This window comes from Spiribacter salilacus, assembly GCF_009649225.1.
Taxonomy (GTDB): Bacteria; Pseudomonadota; Gammaproteobacteria; order Nitrococcales; family Nitrococcaceae; genus Spiribacter; species Spiribacter salilacus.
The window spans coordinates 354,087-370,139 of the sequence record NZ_WJPP01000002.1 but is presented as its reverse complement, the minus strand read 5'-3'; the positions used below and the strand labels follow the sequence as shown (position 1 = coordinate 370,139).

The following is a 16,053-nucleotide window of genomic DNA, read 5'->3' as shown; positions in this document are numbered from 1 at the left end:
GTCATATCGGCTGCTCACTTAACCAAGTTTCTAGAATGATACGCGCCGCTTCGGCATCAAGCACGTCAGATTGTGCACCACGCTCACGCAAGGCTTCTGCTGCGGCGTGACTGGAGAGCCGCTCATCAATGCAATGCACGCTGCGGCGGGTGTGTTCAGCCAATCGGCCGGCAAAGCGCTGGGCAAGCCGTGTACTCTCAGAGGCACTGCCATCGGCATGGCGGGGCACCCCCACAATTAATGCGCGGGGGTTCCATTGTTTAACTAAATCGGTCAGCACATTCCAATCGGGGTCACCTGCCTGGCAGCGCAACACATCCAATGCACGGGCATGGCGGGTAATAGATTCGCCCACAGCCACCCCCAGGCGGCGCAGCCCTGGGTCAAACCCGAGGTAAGTGCCGTTCGATGGCATCGAACAACAACCCAGCCAAGTTAGTGCCCTGTTGGGCGTCAATTTCTCGCACACAGGTGGGGCTGGTCACGTTCACCTCCGTCAGATACCCACCAATTACATCCAGCCCTGCAAACAAAATGCCGTGTTGAGCCAGATAGGGTTTAACCTGCTCCACAATCCAATGCTCTCGGTCGGTGAGTGGTGAGGCAACGCCGCGCCCGCCCGCCGCCAGATTGCCGCGGCTCTCACCCGCTGCGGGTAAACGGGCCAGAGCGAAGGGCGCGGGTGTGCCGTCGATCACTAAAATTCGCCGATCGCCTTCGGTAATTTCGGGTAAATACCGCTGCGCCATCACATAACGGGTGCCGCGGGCAGAGAGCTGCTCAATAATCACGCTAATGTTGGGGTCACCGGCGTGCACTACAAAGATTGCCTCGCCACCCATGCCATGCAGGGGTTTGAGTACCGCCCGGCCTTGCACGTTAATAAATGCCTTAAGGGCATCGGCTTTCATTTCGACCACGGTGGGGGTGCAGCATTCGGGAAAGTTCATAATGCCCAGTTTTTCTTGCACATCGCGCAGGCCTGCAGGGCGGTTCACCACCAATACGCCGGCCTTTTCGGCTAAATCCAAGATTTGTGTGGCATACACATACGCGCTATCCACGGGGGGGTCTTTGCGCATTAAAATGACATCCAGATTGGCCAGCGGCTCTTCATCGCGCTCGCCCAGCGTAAACCACTGGTCGTTATCATCTTGTACGGTTAGTACCGCGCCATCGCCGTAGGGGGTGCCATCGCGCAGCGAAAGATCCGCTAGGGTCAGATAACGAATCTCCCAGCCGCGCCGCTGCGCCTCGAGCAACATCGCAAGCGTGGTGTCTTTATAGGGAGTGATGCCCTCGATCGGATCCATAATCACCCCAAGGCGATAGGTCATACTCATCCTCCTTTATTGCCATTAAAACGCGCTGACTTGCCCATCACCGCGCGTATCTGAGCCGCCGCAGAGTACCCCTTCGGCATTCCGCCAGATGATTTGGCCGCGCCCAAATCCGCCATCATCAGCACCAATTTCAACCACATGCCCCCGCTCAATAAGCTCACGTACTACATGCCGCGGCATGGCTTGCTCTACCCGAATATGACGGCCCTGCATCCACTGCCAGCGCGGCGCATCGAGAATGGCCTGAGGGTGAAGCCGGTACACTAAATGATTCAGCATCACCTGCACATGACCCTGCGGTTGCATGTAGGCGCCCATTACCCCAAATGGCCCCACGGCATTGCCCTGATGCGTTAAAAAGCCGGGCATGATGGTGTGATAGGGCCGTTTACCGGGGGCCACACAGTTGGGGTGCTCAGGATCTAAACTAAACCCGCAGCCGCGATTATGCAGAGCCACGCCAGTACCCGGCACCAATAAGCCACTACCAAAGCCTTGATAATTAGACTGAATAAAGCTGACCATCATGCCGCTGGCATCGGCTGTGGCCAGATAAACCGTCTCTCCACCGGCGGGTGCGCCGGGGGCAGGGTCCCCGGCTTGATCGGTAATCAGTTGCCGGCGTGCGGCCAGATAGTCTGGCGCTAGCATTGCCTTGGGGCTAACTGGCATGGCCTGCGGGTCGGCCACATAGGCCAGCGCATCCGCAAAGCCTAGCTTCAGCGCCTCAATTTGATAATGCAGCCCTAGCGGATCTTCTCGATGCGCGGGTAAATCCATCTGATCTAACAGCCCTAATGCCTGCAGCGCCGCAATGGCTTGGGTATTAGGCGGAATCTGCCAGACCTCATGGTTTTTGAAGCCGATACTGATGGGCTCCACCCAATCGCTATGATGGGCTGCTAGATCATCACCACGCAGCCAGCCCCCCGTTTCCTGTGCAAACTGGTCTATAGCCTCTGCAATGCGGCCGGTATAAAACGCATCAGACTGACTTGCAGCAATTTGCCGTAGTGTGTCGGCATGCCCCGGGCTACGCCAGCGCTGCCCGGCAACCGGCTCAAAGCCCGCCGGAAAAAACGTCTCCCACCACGCCTGATGAGCTGGGCCTGTGCAATCGGCAAAGGTGGTTTTAGCCGCCCGCCAAAACTCAGCTACCACCGGTGAGAGGGGGTAGCCAGATTCCGCATAATGAATCGCTGGCTCAAAGAGCTGCGCATACGGCAGTTGCCCAAAGCGTGCATGTAAATCAGCCCAAGCACGCGGTGTGCCAGGCACGGTAACCGGCTGCCAGCCGCGCGGGCCGAGTTTGGTTTGATCGGGTTTCAGGCCAAGTGCATCGCGCGTAGCCGCTGCTGGCATACGCCCAGAGCCGTTTAAGCCATGCAGCTGATTTTGATGCCACACCAGGGCAAAGGCATCGCCACCAATGCCATTTTGCGTGGGCTCTACAACGGTTAGCGCGGCGGCCGTAGCAATAGCGGCATCCACCGCATTGCCACCAGCGCGCAATATTGCCAAGCCGGCTTGCGAGGCAAGCGGTTGCGAGGCCGCCACCATGCCATTTTGGGCATAAACGGGCTCGCGCGAGCGTGCGTAAGGAGAATACGTCATCACATTAGTATACGCTTGGCAGTGGGAGTTAGCAGATCAGGCGGTTTTTTTATTATGCGTAACGAATATGACTTTACGAAGGGCAAACGCGGCCCTGCGATCCCATCATCTGGCAAAACGCGAATTACGATTATGCTTGATGACGACATTATTGAGCATTACCGTGCTGAGGCCGAGATGCGGGGCGTAGGCTACCAGACCGCAATTAATGAAGCGCTCCGAGCAACTTTAGATACGGATAATGCTCCGCTAACTGCGAATAAGTTGCGGCAGCTTCTTCGTGAGGAGCTGCGGCAGGATGACGGTGAGCGGCTAAGATTTGGGGGCTGAAGTGCACCGGGCCGATTCCAGCGCATTCTGCCACCGCCAGCGGTATTGGCAGCGCCGGCACTGACAGGCCGGCCATTGATTGCGCTGCCCAGCCAAGCGGCACGGGTAGCGAGGCGGCAACCTCTGATACCCGCGAGCGTGAACCCCGCATTTGGTTCTCGCTGAGCTACGCGTTTTAGGGTTTTAGCCAAGTAAGCCCTTTACGAGTTAACCGATAGCGCTGCGTGGGGCTAGTTGGTGTATCGGGCTGCGTTCGCTCAATCCAACTGTCTTGGAGTGCCGGATACAGATAGTTTTTTCGAAAGGTGGGTCTGTGCGAGAGATTCAATGCTTGCATGATCTCTTTGGTGCTCAGCGCATTAGTACTGATGGCTTTTAATAAGGCAGCTACTGGGTCGGTTACTAGGTCGGTTACTGGGTCGCTTGTGCCCGCTTCTTCGACTGCCTCTTTAATCGCGTTAAGCATAAATTCAATAAAAGGCGTTGCATCGGCGTGTTGGTCTGCCAGGGCTAAGCTTTGGTAGTAATCGTTCTGCCGGTCTCTGACAACACTTTCGATGGGTAGGTAAGCGAGTATTGGTTTCCAGTGCTTAAGGATCAGGGTTTGCCAAAGGCGCCCGATGCGCCCATTGCCGTCGGCAAATGGATGAATGAATTCGATTTCGTAATGGCAAATACAGCTGGATACCAGCGGATGCTCTGCGGTATTTTTTAACCATGCCAGCAGATTGGCAATCAGTGTGGGTACACGGTCGGCCGGTGGCGCCATGTGAACTAACTGCTCGCCGCGAAAAATACCGACATCACCGCTACGATAGTGCCTGGCTTCGTTAACGAGGCTTTGCATTAATGTTTTATGCGCTGCTAAGAAATCATGTTTTTCACTCGCGCGCCAAGTTGGCATGGCTTCATAGGCGGCAAACGCATTCTGTACCTCTTGAATTTCACGCGGGTGGCCCAGTATTCGTTTACCTTCGATAACGGCAGTAACCTGCTCCAGTGTTAGCGTATTATTCTCGATTTCCAAAGACGCCTGAATGCTGCGAATACGGTTGGCACGCCGCAGGCGGGGTGTGAGCGCTTGCTCGGCTAATGCGGTATAGCGGCCCATCATTTCGCTAATTTCAGCAATATCACTGACCATTGCCGGTGTAACGGTATAGGGCGGTTGATAATCCGCTGGCTTAACCATAATCGCCTATTACTGTTTGGATAACGGCCAAAGCGGCTACCGGTGCGGTGTCGCTGCGCAGAATGCGTGGGCCTAAGCGAATGCGCGGCCAGCCTAAGGCCGCAACCTGGCTGATCTCTTCGGGCGCCAGGCCGCCTTCGGGGCCGATTAGTGTGGCCAGTTCGGCTTTAAAGGTTAGGCTGCTGGCGGGTTGGTCGCCCTCAGTGTCAAAGATAATGCCGGGTAGGTTGGCAACCTCGCTTAGGGCCGCTTCAAGTGTGCATGGCGGCTCAACTTGGGGGATGCGGTTGCGGCCGCATTGCTCACAGGCAGCAATGGCCACGGCCTGCCAGTGGCGTTGTTTTTTTGCCCAGCGATCGGTATCGAGTTTTACCACGCAGCGCTCGGTGATAACGGGAATGATGCGGGCAACGCCCAATTCAGTGGCCTTTTGCACAGAATAATCCATGCGCTCGCCCCGGCTAATGCCTTGTAGCAGTGTGACGGCCACCGGAGATTCGGCTTCGCGAGGGTGGTGAGACTGCACTTTCACGCGAGCGTCTCGACGACCTAAAGACAGTAATGTGGCCTGATATTCGCCACCGGTGCCGTCAAAAAGCACAAGCCCGTGGCCACTGCGTAGCCGACGGGCTTGAATATGTTTAACCGCCGTATCGGGAAGGTTAAATTCCTCCCCAATAGGCGGAATGCCTGTTACATACAGGCGTGTGGCAAACTCAGTAGCGATAATGCCCTGGCTTGAATGGGCCATTAACCTCAACACCAATGTACTTGGCTTGCTCGTCGGCAAGCGTGGTTAGCTTGGCGCCAATCTTCTCAAGATGCAGACGTGCCACTTCCTCATCAAGGTGCTTCGGTAATACGTACACTTCGTGCGCATACTCGCCCTTGTTGTTGAATAGCTCAATCTGAGCTAGCACCTGATTGGTAAAGCTAGCAGACATCACAAAGCTGGGGTGGCCCGTTGCACAGCCTAAGTTCACTAAGCGGCCTTCGGCCAGCAAGATGATTTTTTTGCCATCAGGAAAGGTAATGTGATCAACCTGAGGCTTAATGTTCTCCCACTGATACTGGCGCAAGCTGGCCACATCAATTTCGTTATCAAAATGCCCAATGTTGCAAACAATGGCCTCGTTTTTCATGGCGGCCATGTGGTCGTGATTGATCACGTTGTAGTTGCCCGTGGCACTCACAAAAATGTCAGCCTGGCTGGCGGCATCGTCCATGGTAACCACGCGATAGCCTTCCATTGCCGCTTGTAGGGCGCAAATGGGGTCGATTTCGGTAACCCATACGGTGGCGCCTAGTGCCTTTAAGCTCTGTGCACAGCCCTTACCCACATCACCATAGCCCGCGATGATGGCAATTTTGCCAGCAATCATCACATCAGTGGCCCGCTTGATGCCATCAACCAGTGACTCACGGCAGCCGTAAAGGTTGTCGAATTTCGTTTTGGTAACGGAGTCGTTCACGTTAATGGCAGGAAAGGGCAGCTCGCCAGTTTGCTGCATTTCGTAAAGCCGCTTCACACCGGTGGTGGTTTCTTCGGTTACGCCCTGAATGGCGGCTTGGGTGCGGGCATAAAAACCTGGCTTTTCTTTAAGGCGACGACGAATAGCAGCAAATAGCGCACGCTCTTCGTCGCTGCCGGGGTTATCGAGCACTGAAGGGTCTTGCTCAGCCTTGGTACCCAACGTAACGGCCATGGTGGCATCGCCACCGTCATCCAAAATCATGTTGGGGGTGCCATCAGGCCACTCGAGAATGCGATGGGTGTACTCCCAGTACTCATCTAAGGTTTCGCCTTTGTAGGCAAATACCGGCGTGCCGGTTTCTGCGATGGCAGCGGCGGCATGATCTTGGGTGGAGTAGATGTTGCAGCTGGCCCAACGCACCGTGGCGCCAAGGGCTTGCAGCGTTTCGATGAGCACGGCGGTTTGAATAGTCATATGTAATGACCCGGCAATCCGTGCGCCTTTAAGCGGCTGTTCGGCCGCGTATTTTTCACGCAGGGCCATTAGCCCTGGCATTTCAGTTTCTGCAATCGCAATTTCGCGACGGCCCCAAGGGGCCAGGCCGGCATCTGCAATGATGGACTCGTTAGCAAGTCGGGTATCAACGACAGCGTTCATGGCTTCACTCCATGTGTTGCGGTCGAGCGCCGTTGTGATTAATGCCCCGCGAAACGAGCCTCCCCATAATCGGACAACCGATGTAGGTGCAGCGCTCCTCGCCACGCGGGGCGGGTATTCAAATTTAACTGGGGATTATAACCCGGCGTCGGCCCGAAGGGCATCCGCTTTATCGGTGCGCTCCCAAGTAAAGCTATCTTCTTCTCTGCCAAAATGGCCGTAAGCCGCCGTGGCTCGGTAAATGGGCCGCACCAAATCGAGCATTTTAATAATCCCGTAAGGGCGTAGATCAAAATGCTGGCGCACAAGTTCAACCAGCCGCGCTTCGGAAATTTTGCCGGTACCAAAGGTGTCGATAAAAATCGACATAGGCTCGGCCACACCAATGGCGTATGACACCTGAATTTCGCATTTATCGGCTAAGCCGGCGGCCACAATGTTTTTGGCCACATAACGGCAGGCATAGGCTGCAGAGCGATCTACCTTAGACGGATCTTTACCCGAGAACGCGCCGCCGCCGTGGCGAGACATACCGCCATAGGTATCAACAATGATTTTACGGCCCGTTAGCCCGCAATCGCCCACCGGCCCACCAATCACAAACTTACCGGTGGGGTTAATGAAATAGCGGGTTTTCTCGCTAATCCACTCCGCCGGTATGACGGGGCGGATGACTTCTTCCATCAACGCTTCGCGAATATCCGCTTGGCTGACCGTTTCATCATGCTGGCTAGAGATTACGATGGTATCAACGGCAATCGGCTCGCCATTTTCGTAAATAAAACTGACCTGGCTTTTGGCATCGGGGCGCAGCCATGGCAGCACACCCCGACGGCGAATGTCGCTATGCCGCTTAACCAGTCGGTGTGCATAGGTAATGGGTGCTGGCATGAGCACGTCGGTTTCACGACAGGCATAGCCAAACATCATGCCCTGATCGCCCGCGCCCTGTGATTCGGGGTCTTCCCGGTCTACCCCTTGGTTAATATCGGGGCTTTGTTTTCCGATGGCATTGAGTACTGCGCAAGTGGCGCCGTCAAAGCCAACTTCAGCACTGTTATAGCCAATGTCTAAAATGGTGTCTCTGACCAGATCTTCAAGATCAATCCAGGCACTGGTGGTGATTTCGCCGGCCACGATCACCATGCCCGTTTTAACCATGGTCTCGCAGGCCACGCGGGCTTGCGGATCATCGGCGATAATCGCATCCAATACCGTATCGGAGATTTGATCGGCTACTTTGTCGGGATGACCCTCAGAAACAGACTCTGAGGTAAACAGGTATTGACTCGCCATTGCTGCTAACAAACTCCATTGAGCGCAAAGTTGACCGCCGATTGTAGCGTCCTTAGCAGTGGTTGTCGCGTTGTCATCAGCAACTTAAGTTGCCTGCGCCGCGTAAGTTCTGGACAATTGCGCACTTGTTCGACTGGAGATCTCAACTCATGCCAACTCGCCGTGACCTTGCCAATGCCATACGCGCGCTTGCGATGGATGCCGTTCAGCGTGCTAACTCGGGGCATCCTGGCGCCCCCATGGGAATGGCGGATATTGCAGAGGTGTTGTGGAACGACTGCCTACGCCACAACCCCGCCAACCCCAATTGGCCAGAGCGCGATCGCTTTGTGCTCTCTAACGGGCATGGCTCAATGTTGATTTATGCCGCGCTGCACTTAAGTGGCTACGATCTGCCGCTTGAGCAACTTAAAAACTTTCGGCAGCTACACTCCGCCACCCCGGGTCACCCCGAGTATGGCGATACGCCGGGCGTAGAGACCACCACCGGCCCGCTGGGCCAAGGCATTGCCAATGCCGTTGGCATGGCATTGGCAGAACGGGTGCTGGCCGCGCAATTTAATCAACCCGGCTACACCATTGTCGATCACCATACCTATTGCTTTTTAGGCGATGGGTGCTTGATGGAGGGCATCTCTCATGAGGTGTGCTCCCTAGCCGGCACGCTCGGCTTAGGCAAGTTAATTGCGATTTACGATGACAATGGCATCTCCATTGATGGCGATGTGAGCGGTTGGTTTACGGATAACACGCCCAAGCGCTTTGAAGCTTATGGTTGGCAAGTCATTGCCGATGTGGATGGGCATGACCCGGCAGCCATTAAAGCGGCGCTAGACGCGGCAAAAGCCGAGCCGAATCGCCCCACTCTGATTTGTGCCAAAACGGTGATTGGTTTTGGGGCGCCCAATATGGCGGGTACGCATGATGTGCATGGCGCACCGCTGGGCGAGGCGGAAATTGCCGCCGCGCGTGAAAAGCTGGGCTGGTCGCATGAGCCGTTTGTGATTCCGGATGACATTTACGCCGATTGGGATGCCCGCAGCCGAGGTGCGGCACAGGAGTCATCTTGGCAGGCGGCGTTTGAAGCATACGCAGAGGTCTATCCCGAGCAGGCCGCAGAGTATCAGCGGCGGATGGCCGGTGATTTACCAGCGGATTTTTCAGCCTCTGCGCAGGCCATGATTGCCGAGCTGCAAGCCGCTGGCAAGGCCGATGCCAGCCGCAAGCACTCTCAGGCAGTGCTCAATCAAATTGGGCCGCAATTGCCAGAGCTGCTGGGTGGCTCAGCCGATTTGACGGGGTCAAATAACACCTGGTGGAGCGGTTGCGAGATGGTCGATGGCCAATCGCCCGGTGGTAATTATCTCTCCTACGGCGTTCGTGAATTTGGCATGAGTGCGATGATGAATGGTATGGCGCTGCATGGCGGGTTTATCCCTTACGGTGGCACCTTTTTGGTGTTTTCCGATTACGCGCGCAACGCCGTGCGAATGGCCGCGTTAATGGGAGTGCGGAGTATCTTTGTGTACACGCATGACTCCATTGGCTTGGGCGAAGATGGCCCCACCCATCAGCCGGTGGAACATTTGCCGGCGCTGCGTTTAATTCCTAACCTAGAGGTATGGCGCCCGGCAGACGTCACTGAAACCGCGGTGGCTTGGCAATCAGCGGTAGAACGCCAAGATGGCCCCACCGCCTTGGCCCTGTCGCGTCAAAAACTCCCGCATCAAAGTCGTAATACGCAGCAATGCGAAGATATTGAAAAGGGCGGTTACATATTGCATGAGCCAGCAACCACGCCAGAGGCCGTGGTGATGGCTAGCGGTTCTGAAGTGGGCATGGCCATGGACGCGGCTGCCGCATTAGAGGCTCAAGGTCATGCGGTGCGGGTGGTTTCAATGCCTTGCATTGAGCGATTTATGGCGCAGCCTGCGGCCTATCAATCAGCCGTGTTGCCCAGTGAGCTCACTGCCCGCGTGGCGGTAGAAGCCGCGCTGCCGAATAGCTGGCAGGGTTTGGTAGGCACCACCGGTGCGCTGGTGGGGTTAAACGGATTTGGGCATTCAGCACCGGCGGATGCGGTGTATGCCCACATGGGCCTGACCGTTGAGGCGGTCACTGAGGCTCTTAAAACGCAAATGAATGGAAACTAAGAGAAGAACAGGAGCATAAGTAATGGCGATTAAGGTTGGCATCAACGGCTACGGCCGCATCGGGCGCAATGTGTTGCGAGCACTGTATGAGGCGGGCCGCAGCGATGAAATCCGCGTTGTTGCAATTAACGATTTAGGCGATGCAGAAACCAACGCGCACCTGACCCGCGTGGATACGGCGCATGGCCGCTTCCCGGGTACGGTTGAGGTCAGCAATGGCAATCTGGTGGTGAATGGCGATGAGATTCGGGTATTAGCCGAGCGTAATCCGGCCGACCTCCCTTGGGGTGAAATGGGTGTGGATATCGTTATGGAGTGCACCGGGCTTTTTGCGAGTCGCGAAAAGGCCTCGGCCCATTTGGCCGCGGGTGCTAAAAAAGTGCTGATTTCGGCACCGGCGGGTAAAGATGTAGACGCCTCGGTGGTGTATGGCGTGAACCACGATGTGCTGCGCGCCGAGCATCAAATTGTATCGAATGCCTCGTGCACCACTAACTGTTTAGCACCGCTGGTCAAGCCGCTGCATGAGGCGATTGGGCTTGAGCAGGGTCTAATGACCACCATTCATGCCTACACCAACGATCAGGTGCTTACCGATGTGTACCACTCAGATTTGCGCCGTGCCCGCAGTGCCACGATGTCGCAAATTCCCACCAAAACGGGTGCAGCGGCCATGGTCGGTTTGGTCATGCCAGAGCTTGATGGCCGCTTAGATGGCTATGCCATGCGGGTGCCAACCATTAATGTCTCGATTGTGGATTTGTCCTTTATTGCCGCGCGCGATACCTCGGTTGAGGAGGTGAACTCTTTGCTTAAGACCGCCGCCGAGGGCCCACTGAAAGGCGTGCTCGCGTATAGCGATGGCCCGTATGTGTCAGTCGACTTCAATCACGATGCGCATTCCTCAACTTACGATGCCACCTTAACTAAGGTGGGTGGGCGCTTAGTGAAAGTCTGTGCGTGGTACGACAACGAGTGGGGCTTTTCTAATCGGATGCTCGATACCGCCTTGGCAATGATGAAGGCGAGCTAATGACGATTAGGACATTAGACGAGGTGGCCCTTGAGGGCCGCCGGGTTTTAGTCCGGCAGGATTTAAATGTACCGATTCGCGATGGCGTGGTTACCGATGACTCTCGCCTGCGGGCTGCATTGCCCACGTTGCAGCAATTACTGGCCGCCAATGCCAAAGTGCTTGTGATGAGTCATTTAGGCCGGCCCAAGGCGGGGCAATTTGATCCAGAGGCGTCGCTAGCCCCCGTTGCGGTAAGGCTTGGCGAGCTATTAGGGCGCCAAGTGCCGGTGATTCGTGAATGGCTAGACGATACACAGGATTTGGCGCCGGGCCAGCTTGTGCTGTGCGAGAACGTGCGCTTTAACGCCGGCGAAACGGAGAATGACGAGGCTTTATCTCAACGCATGGCGGCCTTATGCGATGTGTTTGTGATGGATGCCTTTGGCACTGCGCATCGGGCGCATGCCTCCACCCATGGTGTGGCCCGGTTTGCGCCTGAAGCCGTGGCGGGGCCCTTGCTGGCGGCAGAGCTGGCGGCTTTAGGCAAGGCGCTAGAGGCGCCGGCACGGCCAATGGTGGCAATTATCGGTGGCTCGAAGGTGTCTACCAAGCTGACGGTGTTAGAGCAGCTAACGGGCAAGGTCGATCAGCTGATTGTGGGTGGCGGTATTGCCAATACCTTTATTGCTGCGGCTGGTTATCCGGTGGGCAAGTCTTTAATGGAGCAAGACCTAGTAGCCACTGCCGATGCGCTCATCAAGCAGGCGCAAGCAGCCGGCAATGAAATTCCCATTCCTGAAGATGTGGTGGTTGCCACTGAGTTTTCTGAAAACGCAAAGGCGATGGTTAAGCCGGTTGATGCGGTGGCCGCCGATGAGATGATTTTGGATGTGGGCCCAAAAACCGCGGCAGCCTATGCCGATCGGCTGCGTCAGGCTGGCACAATCGTATGGAATGGGCCGGTGGGTGTGTTTGAGATTCCTGCTTTTAGCGGGGGTACTAAAGCCCTAGCTTTGGCCATTGCCGAGAGCCCTGCATTTTCTATTGCCGGCGGTGGAGACACCTTAGCGGCAGTTGCCCAATATGGGGTGGCTGACCAAATTTCTTATATTTCTACCGGCGGCGGTGCATTTCTTGAGTTTCTTGAAGGCCGAGAATTACCTGCCGTGGCGGTGTTAGACCGATAACGAAGAGGTTTTTGATGACGCGTCAAACCAAAATTGTGGCCACATTAGGCCCTGCCACCAGTACGGAAGATTCACTAGAGCAATTAGTGGCAGCCGGGGTTGACTTGGTACGCCTTAATCTTTCGCACGGTGATCATGCTGAGCACCGCGCGCGGGCCGAGCTGGTGCGCGCAGCCGCGAAGGCAGCGGGCCGCACGGTGGGCATACTGTGTGACTTGCAGGGGCCAAAAATTCGCATTGAGCGGTTTGCCGAAGGGCCGATTGAGCTTGAAGAGGGCGCGGCGTTTTTTATCGACCCCGCGTTTGATGCTGACGGTGGTCATATTGAGGGCGTGGGCGTGGCCTATGCGGGGCTACCGCAAGATGTTGCCCCGGGCGACACGCTGTTATTAGCCGATGGGCTGGTGCAATTGCGTGTTGAGCGGATCGACGGCACCCGTATTCATACCATCGTGGAAACGGCGGGTCGGCTATCCGATCGTAAGGGCATTAATCGGCTCGGTGGTGGCTTGTCGGTACGCGCGCTTACCGAAAAAGACCGTGCCGATATCAAGCTGGCGGCTGAGCTAAATGCAGATTATTTAGCGGTTTCATTTCCGCGTGATGGCGCCGATATTGAAGAGGCGCGTGCGTTGCTGCGTGAGGCCGGCGGTCATGCTGGCATTGTGGCAAAGATTGAGCGTCACGAAGCCGTGGCTGCAATCACCGAAATCATGCAAGCGGCCGATGCGGTGATGATTGCGCGGGGTGATTTAGCCGTTGAAATTGGTGATGCAGAGCTGCCTGGCGTGCAAAAGCGCATCATGCGGTTTGCGCGCAAAAACGATTGCGTGGTGATTACGGCCACACAAATGATGCAATCGATGGTCGATAACCCCATGCCAACGCGTGCCGAGGTGCTGGATGTGGCCAATGCGGTGCTCGATGGTACCGATGCGGTTATGCTGTCTGAAGAAACGGCGGTGGGTCATTATCCGGCCGAAACCGTGGCTGCAATGGCGCGTGTTTGCGTGGGTGCGGAGGGTTATGCCGATGAGGCATCTGCCCCGGCGGGCATCGCACCAGAAACGCAGTTTGACCGCATTGACGAGGCCATCGCAAAAACCGCAATTACCGCGGCCAATACGCTGGGTGTCAAAGCAATCGCGGCATTAACTGAATCGGGCGCCACGGCGCTGTGGATGTCTCGGATGGCCACGGGCATTCCGATTTATGCGCTTTCAGAGCAGCCAAGAACATTAAGCCGCGTTACGTTGTATCGTGGGGTTTATCCGATTAGCTTTGATCCTACGATGCGCGATCACGACGCAGTGAATCGTGAGTCGGTGGCCGAACTGCGTGCGCTGGGCGCTGTTGACGGAGATGATCTGGTGCTCATCACTAAGGGTGATTTGGCTGGCGTGCGCGGTGGCACCAACGCCATGAAGGTGGTGCGCGTTTCAGATCAAATTACGGGCTAGTTAGGCGGCTTTCCGCCTCCCGATAGCGGGCGGCGGTTTGCTCGATAACAGACTCGGGTAAATGCGGCCCGGGCGCCGTTTTATCCCAATCCAGCGTTTCAAGATAATCGCGCACAAATTGTTTATCAAAGCTCGGTGGCGAGCTGCCGGGCTGCCATTGATCGGCGGGCCAAAAGCGGCTGGAATCAGGAGTTAGCGCCTCATCAATCCAAATGAGTTGGCCGGCCTTATCAAGCCCAAATTCAAACTTCGTATCAGCAATGATAATTCCCCGCGCGCTGGCATAGTCTACCGCCTCAGCAAAGATCGCTAAGGTCACATCGCGCACGCGCGCAGCAAGTGCGGTGCCCAGCGCTTCTGTCATCACCTCAAAGGCCACATTTTCATCATGATCACCCACCGCCGCTTTGGTGGCCGGGGTAAAAATGGGGGTGGGCAGGCGATCAGCCTGACGCAGCCCGGCGGGCAGAGAGATGCCGCAAACCTCGCCCGTGCGCTGGTAGTCTTTCCAACCCGAGCCAATCAGATGCCCGCGGGCCACCGCTTCAAAGGCCAGCGGTTCAACACGACGCACCACCATGGCACGGCCTGCCACTTGAGCGCGCTCAGTAGCGTCTGGCAGTATCGCTTCTAGCGGAATGTCTAGGCACTGGTTGGGCAGATGATGCCCGAGCTTATCAAACCAAAACTGAGATACGCGGGTTAAAACCGCACCCTTGCCGGGGATCGGATCTGGCAAGATCACATCAAAAGCGGATAGCCGATCGGTAGTCACCACCAATAACGTTTCATCATCTACCGCGTAGATATCTCTGACCTTGCCGCGGCTCAGTAAGGGTAGGCTGGTGAGATGGCTTTCATATAAACGCTCAGGGGTCACAGTTAATTCCTTCATGCAGGCGATTTTTTAATTTTTGCAAAGGCGGCCAGCGCAGCTTGACGGCTGGCTTTAAGGTCTACAATGGGCCACGGGTAATGAACGCCCAGCGTGACGCCCGCTTTAGCGAGTACATCGGCAGGCGCCTCAAAGGGTGCATGCCGGTGCTTGGCCGGCAGTCGGCTTAATTCGGGTATCCAGCGGGCAATATACGCCCCTTCGGCATCAAAGCGCTCGCTTTGGCGAATGGGGTTGAAGATACGAAAATAAGGCGCGGCGTCAGCACCGCTGCCCGCTACCCACTGCCAACCTAGGCTATTACTCGCTAAATCTGCATCCACCAAGGTATCCCAAAACCAGGCTTCGCCTTGTTGCCAAGGTAGGCGAAGATTTTTAACCAAGAACGACCCCACCACCATGCGCACGCGATTATGCATCCATCCGGTGTGCCAGAGCTCACGCATGCCCGCATCCACTAAAGGGATGCCGGTATTGCCGCGCTGCCAAGCTTTGAGTAATTGGTGGTCGGGATCATCGGCCCAAGGGAAGTCAGCAAACCGCGGGTTGAGTGGTTCGTCTGGAAAACTGGGGTGATGAAAGAGCACATGATGCGCAAATTCACGCCAGCCAATCTCCGCTAAAAAGGTTTTAACATCATCGCTCTCATGCGCTGGGGCGGCATGCCAAATCTGCCGTGGGCTGATTTCGCCAAAGTGCAAATGCGCCGATAGCCCAGAGGTGCCGTTGATGGCGGGAAAGTCACGATCGGTGTCGTAACGGTGAACGGGCTGCTCAACAAACGCATGCAAACGGGCTTGAGCGCCGGCCTCACCCGGTTGCCAGTAGGCCGGAAAGTCCGTATCCCAGCGAATGGTGGGCAGTAGCGCTAAGTCATCAACATGCAGTGGTGAGTTGAGTGCAGGCCCCGTCAATGGGGGAATGGGCAGTGGCTGCGCGGGTGTTGATTCGCGCTGAGCCGCTCGCCAAAAGGGTGTAAATGCCCGATAAGGCCCACCGGTGCCGGTTTTTACGGTCCATGGCTCGCGCAGCAGCGCAGCATTATGACTGCTTACCTCAATGCCATCGGCCTGCAGTTGCGCTTTAATCGCCCGGTCTCGCTCGATAATGGCCGGATCGTACAGGCGGTTCCAGTGCACCGCCTCAGCATCAGTTTCACGGATCAACGTCTGCAAGGCGTTAAGGGCGGGCCCTCGATGAATTTGCAGGCTAATGCCCTGAGCCTGCAGCGCAGCGCCAAGCGCCTGCAATGAGTGATGTAGCCACCAGCGGCTGGCTGCGCCCTCGGCCCACGGCCCCGCTTCTTCTGGCGAATGGATGTACACTGCAATCACAGGCCGGCCTTGATGGGCCGCTGCGCTTAGCGCGGGGTTATCTGATAACCGAAGATCTCGCCGAAACCAGCAAATTGCCGGGCGCATGGGCTTTTGTCCTAT

Annotated in this window: 14 protein-coding genes and 1 riboswitch; of the genes, 5 read left to right on the top strand and 9 right to left on the bottom strand. The window is 56.3% G+C overall.

The window, feature by feature from the left end:
• Nucleotide 1: 1 nt before the first annotated feature.
• Genes ruvX through GH984_RS04735 form a run of 3 tightly spaced genes read right to left on the bottom strand, consistent with a single transcriptional unit; the run spans nt 2 to nt 2,957 of the window.
• A complete protein-coding gene (gene ruvX, locus GH984_RS04745) occupies nt 2-415 on the bottom strand; it encodes a Holliday junction resolvase RuvX (protein ID WP_153719049.1) in 414 nt (137 codons plus the stop codon).
• Nucleotides 384-1,337, bottom strand: coding sequence for a glutathione synthase (gshB, locus tag GH984_RS04740; RefSeq protein WP_153719048.1), 954 nt, complete (start codon nt 1,335-1,337; stop codon nt 384-386). The genes ruvX and gshB overlap by 32 nt, the downstream gene beginning before the upstream one ends.
• Nucleotides 1,338-1,358: 21 nt before the next feature.
• Nucleotides 1,359-2,957 carry a gamma-glutamyltransferase family protein gene (locus GH984_RS04735; RefSeq protein WP_153719047.1) on the bottom strand — a complete coding sequence of 533 codons (1,599 nt, stop codon included), beginning with the start codon at nt 2,955-2,957 and terminating at the stop codon, nt 1,359-1,361.
• 54 nt (nt 2,958-3,011) lie between these two features.
• Between GH984_RS04735 and GH984_RS04730 the strand changes: the two genes are divergently transcribed.
• Nucleotides 3,012-3,287, top strand: a complete 276-nt coding sequence (locus tag GH984_RS04730) for a BrnA antitoxin family protein (RefSeq protein WP_153719046.1) — start codon at nt 3,012-3,014, stop codon at nt 3,285-3,287.
• A 175-nt stretch (nt 3,288-3,462) separates the two neighbouring features.
• On the opposite strand, the gene GH984_RS04725 is transcribed toward GH984_RS04730, so the two are convergent.
• The 4 genes from GH984_RS04725 to metK form a co-directional block, all read right to left on the bottom strand.
• Nucleotides 3,463-4,479, bottom strand: a complete 1,017-nt coding sequence (locus GH984_RS04725; protein ID WP_153719045.1) for a Fic family protein — start codon at nt 4,477-4,479, stop codon at nt 3,463-3,465.
• On the bottom strand, nt 4,472-5,230 hold the full coding sequence (locus GH984_RS04720; RefSeq protein WP_153719044.1) for a 16S rRNA (uracil(1498)-N(3))-methyltransferase: 759 nt from the start codon (nt 5,228-5,230) through the stop codon (nt 4,472-4,474). Before GH984_RS04720 ends, GH984_RS04725 begins: the two co-directional genes overlap by 8 nt.
• On the bottom strand, nt 5,196-6,611 hold the full coding sequence (gene ahcY, locus GH984_RS04715; RefSeq protein WP_153719043.1) for an adenosylhomocysteinase: 1,416 nt from the start codon (nt 6,609-6,611) through the stop codon (nt 5,196-5,198). The genes GH984_RS04720 and ahcY overlap by 35 nt, the downstream gene beginning before the upstream one ends.
• 17 nt (nt 6,612-6,628) lie before the next feature.
• A riboswitch (S-adenosyl-L-homocysteine riboswitch) is annotated at nt 6,629-6,717 on the bottom strand.
• Nucleotides 6,718-6,746: 29 nt separating this feature from the next.
• Nucleotides 6,747-7,907, bottom strand: coding sequence for a methionine adenosyltransferase (gene metK, locus GH984_RS04710; protein WP_153719042.1), 1,161 nt, complete (start codon nt 7,905-7,907; stop codon nt 6,747-6,749).
• Nucleotides 7,908-8,056: 149 nt separating this feature from the next.
• On the opposite strand from metK, the gene tkt reads away from it, so the two are divergent.
• Genes tkt through pyk form a run of 4 tightly spaced genes read left to right on the top strand, consistent with a single transcriptional unit; the run spans nt 8,057 to nt 13,722 of the window.
• A complete protein-coding gene (gene tkt, locus GH984_RS04705; RefSeq protein ID WP_153719041.1) occupies nt 8,057-10,060 on the top strand; it encodes a transketolase in 2,004 nt (667 codons plus the stop codon).
• 22 nt (nt 10,061-10,082) lie between these two features.
• Nucleotides 10,083-11,093, top strand: a complete 1,011-nt coding sequence (gene gap, locus GH984_RS04700) for a type I glyceraldehyde-3-phosphate dehydrogenase (RefSeq protein WP_153719040.1) — start codon at nt 10,083-10,085, stop codon at nt 11,091-11,093.
• On the top strand, nt 11,093-12,262 hold the full coding sequence (locus GH984_RS04695; protein WP_153719039.1) for a phosphoglycerate kinase: 1,170 nt from the start codon (nt 11,093-11,095) through the stop codon (nt 12,260-12,262). The genes gap and GH984_RS04695 overlap by 1 nt, the downstream gene beginning before the upstream one ends.
• Nucleotides 12,263-12,276: 14 nt before the next feature.
• Nucleotides 12,277-13,722: a pyruvate kinase gene (gene pyk / locus GH984_RS04690; protein ID WP_153719038.1), complete on the top strand. Its 1,446-nt coding sequence runs from the start codon at nt 12,277-12,279 to the stop codon at nt 13,720-13,722.
• Here pyk and GH984_RS04685 read toward each other — a convergent pair.
• Both GH984_RS04685 and GH984_RS04680 read right to left on the bottom strand, forming a co-directional pair.
• On the bottom strand, nt 13,712-14,602 hold the full coding sequence (locus GH984_RS04685; protein WP_439959278.1) for a phosphoribosylaminoimidazolesuccinocarboxamide synthase: 891 nt from the start codon (nt 14,600-14,602) through the stop codon (nt 13,712-13,714). The two genes, pyk and GH984_RS04685, sit on opposite strands and share 11 nt — an antisense overlap.
• An 11-nt stretch (nt 14,603-14,613) precedes the next feature.
• On the bottom strand, nt 14,614-16,038 hold the full coding sequence (locus GH984_RS04680) for a cryptochrome/photolyase family protein (RefSeq protein WP_153719036.1): 1,425 nt from the start codon (nt 16,036-16,038) through the stop codon (nt 14,614-14,616).
• Nucleotides 16,039-16,053: the final 15 nt, after the last annotated feature.